Source organism: Streptomyces araujoniae (assembly GCF_050871195.1).
GTDB lineage: Bacteria > Actinomycetota > Actinomycetes > Streptomycetales > Streptomycetaceae > Streptomyces > Streptomyces bacillaris.
The window spans coordinates 48429-62779 of the sequence record NZ_CP194070.1; the positions used below are offsets into that span (position 1 = coordinate 48429).

14 protein-coding genes are annotated in these 14351 nt (G+C 74.7%); 7 read left to right on the plus strand and 7 right to left on the minus strand.

Going from position 1 to position 14351, the window contains the following annotated elements; all coding sequences use genetic code 11:
- Positions 1-12: 12 nt before the first annotated feature.
- The 3 genes from ACQ9ZG_RS00225 to ACQ9ZG_RS00235 form a co-directional block, all read right to left on the minus strand.
- Complete coding sequence (locus tag ACQ9ZG_RS00225; protein ID WP_499279594.1) at positions 13-699, minus strand: ScbR family autoregulator-binding transcription factor; 687 nt, start codon at positions 697-699, stop codon at positions 13-15.
- A gap of 177 nt (positions 700-876) precedes the next feature.
- The gene (locus tag ACQ9ZG_RS00230) at positions 877-1737 is read right to left on the minus strand and encodes an NAD(P)H-binding protein (RefSeq protein ID WP_109917013.1); all 861 of its coding nucleotides are present in this window, start codon (positions 1735-1737) and stop codon (positions 877-879) included.
- 76 nt (positions 1738-1813) lie between these two features.
- A complete protein-coding gene (locus ACQ9ZG_RS00235; RefSeq protein ID WP_028417006.1) occupies positions 1814-2764 on the minus strand; it encodes a ScbA/BarX family gamma-butyrolactone biosynthesis protein in 951 nt (316 codons plus the stop codon).
- 153 nt (positions 2765-2917) lie between these two features.
- Between ACQ9ZG_RS00235 and ACQ9ZG_RS00240 the strand changes: the two genes are divergently transcribed.
- Positions 2918-3556, plus strand: coding sequence for a ScbR family autoregulator-binding transcription factor (locus ACQ9ZG_RS00240; protein WP_028417007.1), 639 nt, complete (start codon positions 2918-2920; stop codon positions 3554-3556).
- A 91-nt stretch (positions 3557-3647) separates the two neighbouring features.
- Here the strand turns inward: ACQ9ZG_RS00240 and ACQ9ZG_RS00245 are convergent, their stop codons facing one another.
- Positions 3648-4259 carry a LysE/ArgO family amino acid transporter gene (locus ACQ9ZG_RS00245; protein ID WP_109914393.1) on the minus strand — a complete coding sequence of 204 codons (612 nt, stop codon included), beginning with the start codon at positions 4257-4259 and terminating at the stop codon, positions 3648-3650.
- 66 nt (positions 4260-4325) lie between these two features.
- On the opposite strand from ACQ9ZG_RS00245, the gene ACQ9ZG_RS00250 reads away from it, so the two are divergent.
- The 4 genes from ACQ9ZG_RS00250 (at position 4326) to ACQ9ZG_RS00265 (ending at position 8397) form a co-directional block, all read left to right on the plus strand.
- Entirely contained in the window at positions 4326-5243 is a 918-nt protein-coding gene (locus ACQ9ZG_RS00250; RefSeq protein ID WP_109914392.1) for a LysR family transcriptional regulator ArgP, read from the plus strand.
- Positions 5244-5416: 173 nt separating this feature from the next.
- Positions 5417-6079 carry a response regulator transcription factor gene (locus ACQ9ZG_RS00255; RefSeq protein ID WP_084996850.1) on the plus strand — a complete coding sequence of 221 codons (663 nt, stop codon included), beginning with the start codon at positions 5417-5419 and terminating at the stop codon, positions 6077-6079.
- Positions 6076-7476 (plus strand): sensor histidine kinase, encoded by a 1401-nt coding sequence (locus ACQ9ZG_RS00260; RefSeq protein ID WP_499279597.1) that lies wholly within the window; start codon positions 6076-6078, stop codon positions 7474-7476. Before ACQ9ZG_RS00255 ends, ACQ9ZG_RS00260 begins: the two co-directional genes overlap by 4 nt.
- A gap of 72 nt (positions 7477-7548) precedes the next feature.
- Entirely contained in the window at positions 7549-8397 is an 849-nt protein-coding gene (locus tag ACQ9ZG_RS00265; protein ID WP_109917614.1) for an endo alpha-1,4 polygalactosaminidase, read from the plus strand.
- A gap of 16 nt (positions 8398-8413) precedes the next feature.
- Here ACQ9ZG_RS00265 and ACQ9ZG_RS00270 read toward each other — a convergent pair whose 3' ends face one another.
- On the minus strand, positions 8414-9217 hold the full coding sequence (locus tag ACQ9ZG_RS00270; RefSeq protein ID WP_109917613.1) for a VOC family protein: 804 nt from the start codon (positions 9215-9217) through the stop codon (positions 8414-8416).
- A gap of 264 nt (positions 9218-9481) precedes the next feature.
- Positions 9482-10147 carry a lysophospholipid acyltransferase family protein gene (locus ACQ9ZG_RS00275; protein WP_499279599.1) on the minus strand — a complete coding sequence of 222 codons (666 nt, stop codon included), beginning with the start codon at positions 10145-10147 and terminating at the stop codon, positions 9482-9484.
- 205 nt (positions 10148-10352) lie between these two features.
- On the opposite strand from ACQ9ZG_RS00275, the gene ACQ9ZG_RS00280 reads away from it, so the two are divergent.
- Both ACQ9ZG_RS00280 and tsaD read left to right on the plus strand, forming a co-directional pair.
- Positions 10353-11288: an aminoglycoside phosphotransferase family protein gene (locus ACQ9ZG_RS00280; RefSeq protein WP_499279601.1), complete on the plus strand. Its 936-nt coding sequence runs from the start codon at positions 10353-10355 to the stop codon at positions 11286-11288.
- 114 nt (positions 11289-11402) lie between these two features.
- The gene (tsaD, locus tag ACQ9ZG_RS00285) at positions 11403-12476 is read left to right on the plus strand and encodes a tRNA (adenosine(37)-N6)-threonylcarbamoyltransferase complex transferase subunit TsaD (protein WP_165272764.1); all 1074 of its coding nucleotides are present in this window, start codon (positions 11403-11405) and stop codon (positions 12474-12476) included.
- A 261-nt stretch (positions 12477-12737) separates the two neighbouring features.
- On the opposite strand, the gene ACQ9ZG_RS00290 is transcribed toward tsaD, so the two are convergent.
- Entirely contained in the window at positions 12738-14348 is a 1611-nt protein-coding gene (locus ACQ9ZG_RS00290; protein ID WP_109914611.1) for a glycoside hydrolase family 13 protein, read from the minus strand.
- Positions 14349-14351: the final 3 nt, after the last annotated feature.

Genomic DNA, 14351 nt, shown 5'->3' on the forward strand with positions numbered 1-14351 from the left:
GCCGCCGCACGGTCAGATGGGGGCGGCGGCCCCCACCCCGGACGCGCGGTGCCCGTCCGGGCCCGTGGCGACGGCCTCCGTCGCCGCGGCGGTGCCCGAGGGGTCCAGGAGGGGCAGGGTCTCCGGGGTGGCGAGGCGGGGCAGCAGGAGCCGCCAGAAGCCGGTGGGGGTGGGGGCGGAGAGCCACTCGGAGTCGTACCGTCCGAGCACCTCGAACCCGGTGGTCGCGGCCACCGTGGCGGCTGTGGCGTCCTTACGGGAGACGTCCTCGGCGAGGGTGCCGGCGGCGGCCGCCTCGTCCAGCAACTCGCCTACGCAGCGCTGCCATTGGGTGGGCAGGCCCGGTTCGTCGCCCCGCACCCCGTCACAGCTGAGCCGGAAGCCGGCCCGGGTGACCGGGTCGCGGGCGAGGAGGTCGACCAGGGCGTGGGAGGTGTCGACCAGGGTCTGCAGGGCCGTGTCCGTCCGGCGGCGGATGGAGCCGGACACCGCCAGCAGGCCGTGCGAGGCCTCCGCCACCACGGCCTGGGCGACCGCGGCCTTGTTCTCGAAGTGGAAGTGCAGCGCACCCGTGCTGACCCCCGCGCCGGAACTGATCAGCGCCAGGCGCGCCTGCGCGTACCCGTGCTGCTCGAACACGATCGCGGCGGAGCGGATCAGGGCTTGGCGGGTACGCGCGGCACGCACCTGCTTGGTCACCGGAGCCTCCGCCGGGGGGAGAAGCGGATGGGAAGGGGGCCTGGGCCAGGGGCCGCGAGGGCCGGGCACTCTCCGCCGGAGCGGGCAAGCAGCGTCATGAGAATATCAAACCAACTTACCGGTTTGATTTCCAGGGGAACGTGTGCGCGGTCGGCCACCGTGCGGGCGTGCGTTCCGCTAGACGCCCAGGTCGGCCGCGGTGAAGGACTCCGCGTGATCCGACGCCCAGGTACGGAATCTCCTGGCGGGACGGCCCGTCAGCTCCTCGACGGTGGGCACCACGGCCGCCTTGACTCCGGCGCGCTGGCGCTCGGCGCTCTCCAGGAACGCCTCGGCCACGGGGCGCGGATGTTTCGCGAGCAGGGCCTCGCGCGCCCGGTCCAGGGGCAGTTGCTCGAAGCGCAGCGGCCGGCCCAGCACCTCCGAGAGGTGGGCCGTCTGCTCGCGAGCGGTGACGGGCTCCGGGCCGGACACCGCGTACGCCCGCCCCTCGTGGCCCGTGCCGGTGAGGGCGGCGACCGCCACCGCCGCGACATCCCGCGGGTCGACGCACGCGACCGGGGAGTCGCCGTACAGGGCTCGCACCACGCCGTCCGACGCGATGCCCGCGGCCCAGGAGAGCGTGTTGGACATGAAGGTCCTGGGGCGGACGAACGTCCAGGCAACCCCCGATTCCCGTACGGCCTGTTCGTTGCCCCGCTGGAGACGGGTGATCAGGTCGTCGGCGCCGGGCTCCTCCACCGACATCATCGACAGCTTCACCAGATGGCGCACGCCCGCCGCGCGCGCGGCCGTCGCGACCCTCGAGTCGTCCGGCTCCGTGGGGCTGTTGGTCACCAGGAACACCGCGTCGATCCCCCGTAGCGCCCGGTCGAGCGCCTCACGGTCCGCGTACTCCCCCGCCACGACCTCCACACCGGGGCCGTGCACCGTCACGCGTTCCGGCCGCCTCGCCAGGATCCGTACCGGGCCCTCGGCCGCCAGCAGTCGCGCGACCTCACCGCCGACCGCCCCGGTCGCCCCTGTCACCAGAATCACGTCACGTACTCCTCATGAACCGTCAGCGGGCCGCCGCAGGGCCGCCCGTCGCCACCGCGCCGTCCGGACGCGTGCCTCAGATGGTGCCGGACGGGCCCGTCAGCACCGAATCGAAGACCGGCTCGCCGTCCTGACGGCCCGTCACCCGGATCCTGGCCTCGCCCGGCGCGGCGCCCGCCAGGACGTCCGCGGCGATCGTGCACGGGGTACCGAACTCCGCGTACCGGTGGAAGTGCGTACGCCCCTCGGCGGGGACGAACCTGCCGTCCCCGGCGGCCAGGCACGCCGCCTGACGGGCCGCCTCCAGCAGCAGCATGCCCGGCACATGGTCGTTGGGGCGCTGGAAGAGCGTCGGGTGGCGGGTGTCCACCCGCAGCTCCCAGACCCCTTCGCGCGCGCCCCCCGACAGCACCACGTCCTCGACCCGGTCGCGGCCCGCCCGGGCGGGGTCGACCGGCACCGTGCACGGTATCGCCACGCCCGGCTCCGCCGATCCGCCGCGCATCCGCCGGTAGACCCGCGGGCTGGTGAACCTGGTCGCGCCCATCCCCGTCGCGACCAGCTGCCCGGCGCGGCGCACCACCCAGTCGACCCGGCCCTGCACCGGCAGCCCGGCACGCCACTTCAGCTCGGAGCAGGTCACCTCGACGTCGATCACGGTGGGCAGACCGCCCACGATCAGGTGCTCGGGGTGGGTCGCGTAGTCCAGATCCGCCATCAGGAAGTGATGGCCGACGGGGACTCCGTACCCGGCGTGGAAGGCCAGCATCGCGGCCTGCCGCATCGCCTCCGTCACCAGCAGCGGGTCATGGCGGTCCGCCCCGACCGGGGCGAAGAAGGGGTGGTCGTGCGGCAGCACCGCCTCCACGAGGAACCGGTCGGGGGCCAGCCGCACCCAGTTGCGCGGGAACGCGTCCTCCGCCCTGCTCCGGTGGACCAGTTCCATGGGCACCGGATGCGCCACTCGGGGCTCCGGACCCACGGCTGACGCCGTTACAGGATCGGTCAAAACTGCTGCTTCGGGCATAACTCCCCCCAGGGGTTATGTGATGGGCGAGCCGTTCCTGCGGTGCACACGCGCTGATAAGATACAGACTAAGCGGTTTTTTTTCTATCCCCAGGACCCCCACAAACCGCCCGCCCGGCCCACGTCCGGCACAGCCCCACGAAGGAGACAGGGATGGCCAAGCAGGACCGGGCGATCCGCACGCGCCAGGCGATCCTGCTGGCCGCGGCGGAGACTTTCGAGAAACACGGGTACCGGGCCGCGACCATCACGGAAATACTGAGAATCGCCGGGGTGACGAAAGGCGCGCTCTATTTCCATTTCCCGTCCAAGGAGGAACTCGCGCTCGGGGTGCTGGAGGCGCAGGAGCCCCCGCCGCCCACCCCCGACCAGCCGCTCAAACTCCAGGAACTGGTGGACATGGGGATGATGTTCAGCCACCGCCTCCACACCAGCCTCCTCACCCGCGCCGGGGTCCGGCTCTCCATGGACCAGCAGGCCCAGGGGCTGGACCGGACCGGTCCGTTCCTCCGCTGGCAGCAGACCACCCACGACCTCCTGGCCCACGCCAAACAGAACGGCGAACTCCTCCCGCACGTCAACCCCATGGAGACAGCCGGCCTCTACGTCGCGGCGTTCACCGGCATCCAGGCGGTCTCCCAGACCCTGACCAACTACCGCGATCTGGAACAGCGTTACATCGCACTCCAGCGGCACATCCTCCCCAGTATCGCCACACCCTCCATCCTCACCGCACTCGACCTCACCCCCCAGCGCACCACCGACCTCGCCCGGCTCGCGCCCGCGCACTGACCGCCCGGCCGTCCGGAGGCCGGGCGGCCGGGCGGCCGGGCGGCCGGGCGGTCAGGCGGCCGGGCGATCAGGCGGCCGGGCGATCAGGCGGTCAGGCGGTCAGGGCCAGGCGGACGCCGAGGCCGATCATCATCGCGGCGACCAGCCCGTCCAGCACCCGCCACGACGACGGGCGGGCCAGCACCCCGCTCAGCAGCCGGGCGCCGAAGCCGAGGGCGGTGAACCAGCAGACGCTGGCGAGGACCGCGCCCAGACCGAAGGTCCAGCGCAGCGGCCCGCGGTCGGCGGCGACGGAGCCCAGCAGGAAGACGGTGTCCAGATAGACGTGCGGGTTGAGCCAGGTCATCGCGAGGCAGGCGAGCACGGCACCCCGCGTCGCCCCGGAGGGCGCGTCCTGAGGCAGGAGGACGGAGGGGCGGAAGGCCCGGCGCGCGGCCAGGAGGCCGTAGCCGATCAGGAACAACGCGCCCAGCAGGGAGACCACCGTCAGGGCGGAGGGCCAGGCCACGACGACGGCCCCGACCCCGGCGACACCCAGGGTGATGAGGACCGCGTCGGACAGCGCGCAGATGGCGACCACCGCGAGAACCGCCTCCCGGCGGACGCCCTGGCGCAGGACCAGGGCGTTCTGGGCGCCGATGGCGACGATGAGTGAGAGGCCGGTACCGAACCCGGCGGCCGCGGTGGTCAGAGCGTTGGTCATGGCCCAGACGTTAGAGAGCCCCGACATCCCTGTACAGCTAAAGATTCTTAACTATCATTAGCTGTTGTGATGACGGAACTCCCCCTCGATCAGGTGCGGACCCTCCTGGCCGTCGTCGACGAAGGCACCTTCGACGCCGCGGCGAGCGCCCTGCGGGTGACGCCGTCGGCCGTCAGCCAGCGGGTGAAGGCCCTGGAGCGGCGCACCGGCCGGGTGCTGCTGATGCGGACGAAGCCGGTGCGGCCCACCGAGTCCGGCGAGGTCGTGGTCCGCTTCGCCCGGCAGCTGGCCCGGCTGGAGCAGGACGCGCAGGCGGCCCTCGGGTTGACCGGCCCCGGCGAGCCGACCCGGCTGACGATCGCGGTCAACTCCGACTCGCTGGCCACCTGGTTCCTGCCCGCCCTCGGCCGGGTGCCGGAGGAGCTGGGCATCTGCTACGAGCTGCGCCGGGAGGACCAGGACCACACCGCCGCGCTGCTCCGCGAGGGGCTGGTGATGGCCGCGGTGACCTCGTCCCCGGAGGCGGTGAGCGGGTGCTCGGTGCGGAGTCTGGGGAGGATGCGCTATCTGCCGGTGGCGACGGCGGCCTTCGCGGCGCGGTGGCTCGGGCGAGGAACGGCGACCCCGCTGCGCGAGCTGATCGTGGACGCGCCGGTGGTGGACTTCGACCGGCGCGACGACATCCAGGCCTCCTTCACCCGGGCCCTCGGATGCGGGCGGCGGGCAGCCCCGCGCCGTCACTTCGTCCCCACCTCGGAGGGGTTCGTGGACGCCGTGGCGGCGGGGATGGGGTGGGGGATGCTGCCCGACGTCCACGCCCGCCCGCTGCTGGACTCCGGACGGCTGGTCGTCCTCGCCCCGGACCGGCACATCGACGTCCCTCTGTACTGGCAGCAGTGGAAGCTCGACTCACCGGCCCTGGCGACCGTGGCCGAGGCCGTGGCCGCGGAGGCCGCACGAGCGCTCGGCGGTGGCGGCGGCTGAACGCGGGCGGGCGGCGCGCGATGGGGAACGCGCGCAAGCACGGGCCGCGGCCGGCCGGGAAGGCAGCCGGGGCGGGCCACGCCTTAGGATGGCGGGTCTTCCCCCAGGTCGGGCTGCCGTTGCCGGCACGGCGGCGGTGCGGGGCCGGCCCCGAGCGACCCGGAGGTGTCTCCTTGCGCGTGCTGCTGGTGGAGGACGACGACGACCTGCGGGCGGTGATCGCCGCCGGGCTGCGCGAGGCCGGGTTCGCCGTGGACGGGGCGGAGGACTGGCCGGAGGCGGACGTGATGCTCCATGTCACCGCGTACGACTGCGTGGTCCTGGACCGCATGCTCCCCTCCGGCGACTCCCTCGCGCGGCTGGAGGACCGGCGCCGGGCGGGGTGGGCGGTGCCCGTGCTCTGCCTCACCGCCCTGGACGCTCTGGACGAGCGGCTGCACGGGCTGGAGAGCGGGGCCGACGACTACCTCGCCAAACCCTTCGTGATGCGTGAACTCGTCCTGCGCGTACGGAGTCTGACCCGGCGGGCGGCCGAGCGGCTGCCCTCCTTCCTGAGCTGCGCCGACGTGGTGATGGACCTGGCCCGGCGCGAGGTGCGGCGGGGCGGGGTGCTGCTCTCGCTGAGCCCGAAGGAGTACGCCGTGCTCCAGCAGCTCCTGGTCCACCGGGGCAGCGTCGTCACCCGTACGGCTCTGCTGGAGCACTGCTGGGACGAGATGGCCGACCCGGTCTCCAACGTGGTGGACGCCGTCATCGCCGGGGTGCGGCGCAAGCTGGGCTCCCCGCCCCTCGTACGGACCGTGCGCGGGCAGGGGTTCCTGCTGGGCGCCCGGTGAACCGGCCGCGGGGCTCCGGGTCGGCACGGCGCCGCTCCCCCGCCCGGGACCGGCTGCGCCGGCTCCAGCTGCGCCTGACCGCCGCGTACACGCTGATCACCCTCGCCGGACTGAGCTGCCTGGCCTGGCTGGTGATCCGTACCGACGACCGGTCGCGGGAGGCAGCCGAGTACGACGAGATGCGCCGCCGGGCCTCCGTCGCGGCCTCGCTCGTCTACTACGAGGACGACCGCATCCGGCTCGACGGCCTGGCCGACGACGAGGCGACGGCGGGCACGCCCCAGATCCTGGTGCTGGAGGAACGGCCCGGGGGCGGCCCGGCCGTGGTGTTCCGGGGCGGCGTCCAGCAGTTCGACGTACCGGCCACGGCACTCGCCCGGGCGGCGCGTGCGGCGACGCGCGGGGAGGAGACCGTGCGGCAGGAGGCCCGCGACCGTACGGGCGGGCCCGTCCGGCTGCTGGCGGTGCCCTTCTGGCACGACGCGACCGACGAGGTGGCGGGCGCGGCCGTCGCGGTCGGGGACCCGGCGTACGGGTCGGCCGAGCACCGCAGCCTGGTCCTCTCCCTGGTCGTCGGGTGCGCGGCCCTCACCGCCCTGGCCGCGCTCACCGGCCATGTGCTCTCCGGGCGGAGCATGCGGCCCGCCTGGCAGGCGCTGGAGCAGCAGGAGCGGCTGCTCGCCGACGCGGCGCACGAGCTGCGGACGCCGGTGGCGGTGATGCGCGGTTCGGTGGAGCTGGCCGAGCGCCGTCCCGGCGGGGCGGACCCGTATCTGCCGGGGATCCGCCGGGCGGCCGACCGGATGGGCCATGTGGTGGAGAACCTGCTGACCCGGGGCCGGCTGGAGGCCGCCGTGGAGGCGGTACGGGCCGCGCCGCTGCGCCTGGACCAGCTCGTGGAGGAGGTCTGCGCCGAACTGTCGGAGGGCGGGCACCGGTGGGAGCTGCGGGCGGTGGAGTCGGTGGTCGAGGCCGACGCGGCGCTGGTCCGGGTGGCGGTGCGCAACCTGCTCGACAACGCCGTGCGGCACGGCCGGACGGCCGGGGAGGAGGCGGGCGGGCCGCTCGGCAGCCCCGAACGCGACGGTTCCGCGGCCGGGGAGCCCGGCCGGGCCGGTCTCCTGGTGACCGTCGACGGGCCGGAGGTGTCGGTGGCCGACCGGGGGCCGGGGGTGGAGCCGGGCCGGCTGCCGGAGCTGATCGAGCGCTTCCGTTCGCCGGGCGGCGGTACGGGCATCGGGCTCTCGCTGGTGCACCGGGTGGCCCTCGCCCACCGGGGCGCTCTGACCGTCCGCGCCCGGCCCGGTGGCGGTGCGGTGTTCGTGCTGCGGCTCGCGCCCGCCCGCTCGCGGCGGAGGAGGGATTCGGGGCGGGCGGACGGACCGGCCGGAGGGTGACGCTCACGATTCGCTCATGATCGGCCGTCCATGATGCAGGGGCAGGTACGCAGACCACGCCCGGGAGTCCCCATGTCCAAGCACGCCGCCACCCCCTTCCTCCGCCGCAGGTCGACCCTCGCGGCCCTGGCCGGCGGGGTCGCCGTGGCGGCCGGCGCGGGGGTCCTGCTCTCCAGCGCCTTCGCGGCCAGGCCCGCGCCGGAGGTCGTCCTCCCGCAGGCGAACGCGACCTTCGACTACCAGATCGGCGGGGCCTACACCCCGCCCGCCGGGGTGAAGGCGCTCTCGCGGGACCGGGGCGCCAAGCCCGTAGCCGGGTTGTACAACGTCTGTTACGTCAACGCCTTCCAGACCCAGCCGGACGCCCTGGACTGGTGGGAGAAGCAGCACCCGGACCTGCTGCTGCGGGACAGCGGCGGCGAGCCCGTCAACGACGAGGCATGGGGCGAGGCGCTGCTCGACACCTCCACGGCCGCCAAGCGCACCCGGCTCGCGAAGATCGTGGGCGGCTGGATCGACGGCTGCGCGAAGTCCGGGTTCCAGGCGGTGGAGCCGGACAACCTGGATTCCTACGAGCGTTCCGGCGGCCGGCTCACACGGGCGCACAACGCCGCGTTCGCCAAGCTGCTGGCCGCGCGGGCGCACACGGCGGGGCTGGCCATCGGGCAGAAGAACACCACCGACCTGCTGAAGCAGCGCAAGGAGATCGGCTTCGACTTCGCGGTCGCGGAGGAGTGCGGCCGCTACAACGAGTGCGCCGACTACGCCACCGCGTACGGCAACCGGGTCTTCGTCGTCGAGTACACCGCGCGGGACTTCACCAAGGCCTGTTCCGCCGTGGGCGCGAAGGTCTCCGTGGTCCAGCGGGACCTGGACGTGCGGCCCGCGGGGCAGCGGGGGTACGTCTTCGCCACCTGCTGATCCCGGCGGATGCCCGTCATCCGGGCGGTGCGGGTGACCGGCGGGCGCTGACCGTGAAGAGCGCGCCGCCGGGGTCCTCGATCATCGACTCGGGCCCGTCGTCCGGGGAGACGGCCGGCGGGGAGACCTCGCCGCCCGCCTTCCGGGCGGCCTCGGTGGCCGCCGTCAGGTCGTCGACCTGGAAGCGGACGTGCCAGCGGGGGCGCAGCCGGGGGTCGGGGGACGCCCCGTCGCCGCCGCCGCGCAGGGTGGCCACGGTGTGGCCTCGGTGACGGACGACGACGGTGTCCCGCCGGTAGGCGTAGCCGACCTCGCAGCCGTCGGGTTCGAGGGGGTCCCAGCCGAACACCTCGGCGTAGAAGATCGCGGCGTCGAAGGCGTGGCCGGTGCGCAGTTCGAGGGCCGCGGGTGCGCTGCCGCACCCGATCGACCAGGGCGGGGTCCGCCCCTCCCAGAAGCCGAACCCGGCTCCCTCGCGGTCCGCCGCCAGCGCTCCCCGGCCGGGGCCGACCCGGATCGGGCCGACGGCGATGGTGCCGCCGCGCTCCCGTACGCGGGCGGCGGTGGCGTCCACGTCGGAGACGGAGAAGTACGGGGTCCAGGTGGTGACGGTGGGCAGGCCCGGACCGATCCGGCCGATCCCGGCGACGGGCAGGCCGTCGGCGTGGGCGACGGAGAACGCCTCGCCGAGGGTGCCGGAGCGGTAGGTCCAGCCGAGGACGGCCGCGTAGAAGTCCTGGGCGGCGTGCGGGTCGCGGGACATCAGGCTGACCCAGCAGGGCACGCCGTGCGCGGGAGTGGTCCGCTCTGCCGCCGTCATCGCCGATCCGTCTCCTCGCCGGAACACCATGCCCTACACATACCTACGCTGCCCGGGTCGGCGGCGCCACCCGGGCGGGTACCCCTGGGCGGGACTCCTGAACGCGGCCCTCCTGCCCGGGCGCTTCCGGCGCGGGCTCCTGGGCGGAGGCCTCCGGTCCCTGCGGTTCCGCCGCCGGGGCCCTGCGGCCTTCGCCGTTCGGGCTCCATGGCTCTCACCGTACGGAGACCGCTGCCGTCACCGTGCGGGGCCGACGTCGCGGCTTCACCGTGCGGAGGCCGCCGCGGGTTCTCCCAGATGCCGGGCGGCCGTGCGCCAGGCGGTGGTGACGGCCTCGCGGGCGGTGGCGGTGGCCGCCTCGACGCCCGGGGGCAGGTGGACCGGCCGGCCCAGGTGGACGTGGAGCCGGGGGCGCCGGGCCGGGGCGGTGAGGAACCCGGCGAGCTGCTTGGCGGTGGAGCCGGAGGTCACCCGGCGGGCACCGGCCTGGCCGAGGGGGACGACGGGGGCGCCCGCCGCGTGCGCCAGCCGGGCGAGGCCGCTGCGGAAGCTCTCCGGGGGCGCCTCGGCGGCGTCCTCGCGCGGCGGTATCCGCCCCTCCCCGTAGATCAGGACGTGCCGGCCCGCCCCGAGCGCGGCGGCGGCCGTGTCGAGGGCGTAGGCCGCCCGGTGGGTTCCCCGGTGCACGGGGACATGGCCGCCGCGCTCCAGGAGCCGGCCGAGGACCGGGATGCGCCAGAGTCCGGCGGTGGCCAGGACGACCGGTTCGACGTCGAGCCGCCGCAGCGCCGCGAGAACGACGCCGGGGTCGGCCAGGGAGGTGTGGTTGGCGACGATGATGGAGCCGGGCTCCGGGGCGCTGCGGTGGTCGGACGTGACGGTGAGGCGGCCGAGGCACGGGACGACGGCGGCTGCGACGCTGCTGAGCACGGCTCTCCTGGGATCAGGTCGGTGTGGTGACCTGTGGTCGGTCACCCGGTCGGGCGCCTTCATCGTCGCGGCGGCCGGGGGGCCGGACCTGAGTCCGCGTACTCAGCGGGGATGGGTAGGTGTGGCACGGGTGCGCATGCGGTGCGCGTGGGGCCCGGACCGGACGGCAGACTACGGGCATGTCCGACCGAGGAGTCGCCGCCGTATGAGCCCCACCCCCTCTCCCGCCGTCGAGGTCCCCGATGCTCTGATCACGTCGTACGGATCCCCCGGTGACGCCCGGGGCCGGGCCTGGCTGACCGGGCTGCCCCGCCTGGCCGCGGAGTTCCTCGGCCGCTGGGAGCTCCGGCGGGACGGGCCGCCCGGCCACGGCATGGCGGGGCTGGTGCTGCCGGTGGTCCGCGCGGACGGTACGCCGGCGGTGCTCAAGCTCCAGCCGCCCGGCGAGGAGACCTCCGGGGTGGCCGCCGGGCTGCGGGCCTGGGACGGCGACGGCGCGGTACGGCTGCTGGACGTCGATCCGGGGGCGGGCGCGCAGCTGCTGGAGCGGCTGGACGCGGGGCGCCCGCTGTCGGCCGAGCCGGACGAGGCCGTCGTGATGGAGGTGCTGGCCGGGCTCATCGCGCGGCTGTCGGCCGTGCCCGCGCCGCCGGGGATGCGCGGGCTCGCCGGCATCGCCGCCGCGATGGTCCGACAGGCGCCCGAGGCGTCGGCGCTGCTGCGTGATCCGGCGGAGCGACGGCTCGTCCGCGGCTGCGCGGCGGCCGTGGCCGAGCTGGCCGGTGAGGCGGGTGACCGGCTGCTCCACTGGGATCTGCACGACGGCAACGTCCTGGCCGGGCAGCGCGAGCCCTGGCTCGCCATCGATCCCGAACCGCTGGCCGGTGACCCGGGGTTCGAACTGTGGCCCGCTCTCGACATCCGCTGGGAGAGCGTGGTGAGGGGCGGGGTGACGGGCCCGGTGCTGCGCCGGTTCGATCTGCTCACCGAGGCGCTGGGCCTGGACCGGGCGCGGGCCACCGGCTGGACGCTGGGGCGGGTGCTCCAGAACGCCCTGTGGGACGTCGAGGACGGGAAGGACCGGCTCGAGCCCGCCCAGGTCGCCCTGGCCACGACGCTGCTGGCGCACCGGTCCTCGTGATCCGGTACGCGGCGTGAGCCGGTGCGGAGCATGATCCGGTACACGGCCGGGGCGGCCCGTCGGCTACCTTGTTGCACATCATTCGCAACTACTTGTCTAGGCAGGGAGGCCTCCGTGGGCTCACCCGTGGTGCTCGGTATCGAGTCGTCGTGCGACGAGACCGGGGCGGGCCTGGTCCGGGACGGACGGCTGCTCGGCCATGCGCTCGCGTCGAGCATGGACGAGCACGCCCGCTTCGGCGGGGTGGTGCCCGAGATCGCCGCGCGGGCGCATCTGCACTCCTTCGGCCCGGTCGTCCGGCAGGCGCTGGACAGCGCCGGGCTGCGCATGTCGGACATCGGAGCGGTCGCCGTCACCACCGGTCCCGGGCTCTCCGGGGCGCTCCAGGTGGGGCTGGCCGGGGCGAAGGGGCTGGCGTACGCGCTGGACGTGCCGCTGTACGGGGTCCACCACCTGGCGGGGCACGTCGCCGCGGACACCCTGGAGCACGGCCCGCTGCCCGACCCGTGCGTGGTGCTGATCGTCTCCGGCGGCCACACCTCGCTGCTGCTCGTGCGCGATCTGGCCCGGGACCCGATCGTCCATCTCGGGGACACCGTGGACGACGCGGCCGGTGAGTGCTTCGACAAGGTGGCCCGGGTCTTCGGGCTGCCCTATCCGGGCGGCCCGGCGATCGACCGGGTGGCGCGGGAGGGCGACCGGCGTGCGGTGGCCCTCCCGCGCCCGATGACCGGATCGCGGGACGCCCCGTACGCGTTCTCCTTCTCCGGGCTGAAGACGGCCGCCGCCCGGTGGGCCGAGCAGCGGCGCGCCGAGGGCGGGGAGCTGCCGGTGGCCGACGGGGCGGCCTCGCTCCAGGAGGCGGTGGCCGACGTGCTGACCCGCAAGGCGGTGGCGGCCTGCCGGGACCACGGGGTGTCCACGCTGGTCGTGGTGGGCGGGGTGGCCGCCAATTCGCGGGTACGGGAGCTGGCCGAGCAGCGGTGCCGGACGGCCGGGATCACGCTGCGGGTACCTCCGCTGCGGCTCTGCACGGACAACGGGGCGATGATCGCGGCCGTCGGTGACCTGCTCGTCCGGGCGGGGGCCGAGCCCGCGCCGATGGACGTGTCGATCGACCCGTCGGCGCCGCTGGAGTATGCGGCGCTGAATCCGGTGGCGTCGCGGGGCGCGGTCCGGGCCGCCTGAGCCGGGCCGGCCGCACCGTGCCGGGCGACCGGCGTGGGCCCTCGACCGCGGGCCGTCGGCCGACCGGTACGGCCCCGGACGCCGGTAGGGGGTCCGGGGCCGTTGGCCCTGCGGCGTCGGGTGAGTGCCCCCGTACGGGACCGGGCACGGGCTTCCGCACCGGAGGGGGCTGCCCTCCGGTGCGGGGTCGGGTGCCTGCTCGCGTACGGGGTCGGGGATCTGCTCACGTACGGGTCGGTCACGTCCCCGTACGCGTGTGGGTCACGCCTCCCGGACCGCCAGCCACACCGCCGTGTCCTTGGGCAGCCGGCCGTCGGGGTCCAGGGGGTTGCTGGCGAGCACGACGCGGCTGTGGGGCGGGAGTCCGGCGGGGGTGTCGGCCAGGTTGACCGCGCAGACCAGGGTGGCGCCGCGCGCGAACACCAGGACGTCCCGGTCCTCGCTCAGCCAGCGCAGCTGCCCGTTGTGGAGTCCGGGCAGCGAGCGCCGCAGCCGCAGCGCCTCGCGGTAGAGGGCCAGCATCGAGCCGGGGTCGGCGGCCTGGAGGTCGGCGGCGCGGGAGGCCCAGTCGGACGGGAGCGGCAGCCAGGGCTCCACGGTCGAGCCGAAGCCCGCGTAGGGTTCGTCCGCCGCCCACGGCAGCGGGGTGCGGCAGCCGTCGCGGCCGGGGGCCCGGCCCTGGGAGCGGAAGTACATCGGGTCCTGGATGCGGTCCAGCGGTACGTCGGCCTCCGGCAGGCCCAGCTCCTCGCCCTGGTAGAGGTAGACGGAGCCGGGCAGGGCGAGCGAGAGCAGGGCCGCGGCCCTGGCGCGGCGGGTGCCCAGAGCCGGGTCGCTGGGGACGCCGAACGCCTTGCTCGTGAAGGCGAAGCTGGTGTCCTCGCGGCCGTAGCGGGTGACGGTACGGGTGATGTCGTGGTTGCACAGCACCCAGGTGGCGGGGGCGCCGACGGGGGCGTGTTCGGCGAGGGTCTCGTCGATGGACCGGCGCAGCCGCTCGCCGTCCCAGGGGCAGCTGAGGAAGCTGAAGTTGAAGGCGGTGTGCAGCTCGTCGGGGCGGAGGTAGCGGGCGAAGCGTTCGGAGTCGGGGAGCCAGACCTCACCGACGAAGACGCCGCCGAACTCGTCGGCTATCGCCCGCCAGCTCCGGTAGATGTCGTGCAGCTCGTCCCGGTCGAGGTACGGATGCGGTCCGGGGTGCCCGGCGAGGTCGGGCAGGGCGGGGTCCTTGGCGACGAGGGCGGCGGAGTCGATGCGGACCCCGGCGACGCCGCGTTCGAACCAGAAGCGCAGGACGTCCTCGTGCTCCTGGCGTACGGCGGGGTGGGCCCAGTTGAGGTCGGGCTGTTCGGTGGCGAAGAGGTGGAGGTACCACTCCCCGTCCTCCACCCGGGTCCAGGGCACTCCCCCGAACTCGCTCTCCCAGTCGTTGGGCGGGAGTTCGCCGTTCTCCCCTCGGCCTGGGCGGAAGTGGAAGAGTTCGCGCTCCGGGCTGCCGGGGCCTGCCGCCAGGGCCGCCCGGAACCAGACGTGCTGGTCGGACACGTGGTTGGGGACGATGTCGATGATGGTGCGGATGCCTGCCTCGCGGGCCTCCGCGATGAGCTTCTCGGCCTCCGCGAGGGTGCCGAAGGCCGGGTCGACGACCCGGTAGTCCGCGACGTCGTAGCCGCCGTCCGCCATCGGGGAGAGGTACCAGGGCGTGAACCAGAGGGCGTCGACGCCGAGTTCGGCCAGGTAGGGCAGCCGGGACCGTACGCCGGTCAGGTCGCCGGTGCCGTCGCCGTCTCCGTCCGCGAAGCTGCGCACGTAGACCTGGTAGATGACGGCCGAGCGCCACCAGTCGTCGGCGGCGAGCTGGCTGCCTTCCATAAG

Excerpts from the sequence above, each read along its gene's own strand:
- ACQ9ZG_RS00235 (WP_028417006.1), bottom strand. The coding sequence starts at position 2,764 with ATGCCCGAAGCAGCAGTTTTGACCGATCCTGTAACGGCGTCAGCCGTG.
- ACQ9ZG_RS00240 (WP_028417007.1), top strand. The coding sequence starts at position 2,918 with ATGGCCAAGCAGGACCGGGCGATCCGCACGCGCCAGGCGATCCTGCTG.
- ACQ9ZG_RS00245 (WP_109914393.1), bottom strand. The coding sequence starts at position 4,259 with ATGACCAACGCTCTGACCACCGCGGCCGCCGGGTTCGGTACCGGCCTC.
- ACQ9ZG_RS00265 (WP_109917614.1), top strand. The coding sequence starts at position 7,549 with ATGTCCAAGCACGCCGCCACCCCCTTCCTCCGCCGCAGGTCGACCCTC.
- ACQ9ZG_RS00270 (WP_109917613.1), bottom strand. The coding sequence starts at position 9,217 with ATGACGGCGGCAGAGCGGACCACTCCCGCGCACGGCGTGCCCTGCTGG.
- ACQ9ZG_RS00280 (WP_499279601.1), top strand. The coding sequence starts at position 10,353 with ATGAGCCCCACCCCCTCTCCCGCCGTCGAGGTCCCCGATGCTCTGATC.
- ACQ9ZG_RS00290 (WP_109914611.1), bottom strand. The coding sequence starts at position 14,348 with ATGGAAGGCAGCCAGCTCGCCGCCGACGACTGGTGGCGCTCGGCCGTC.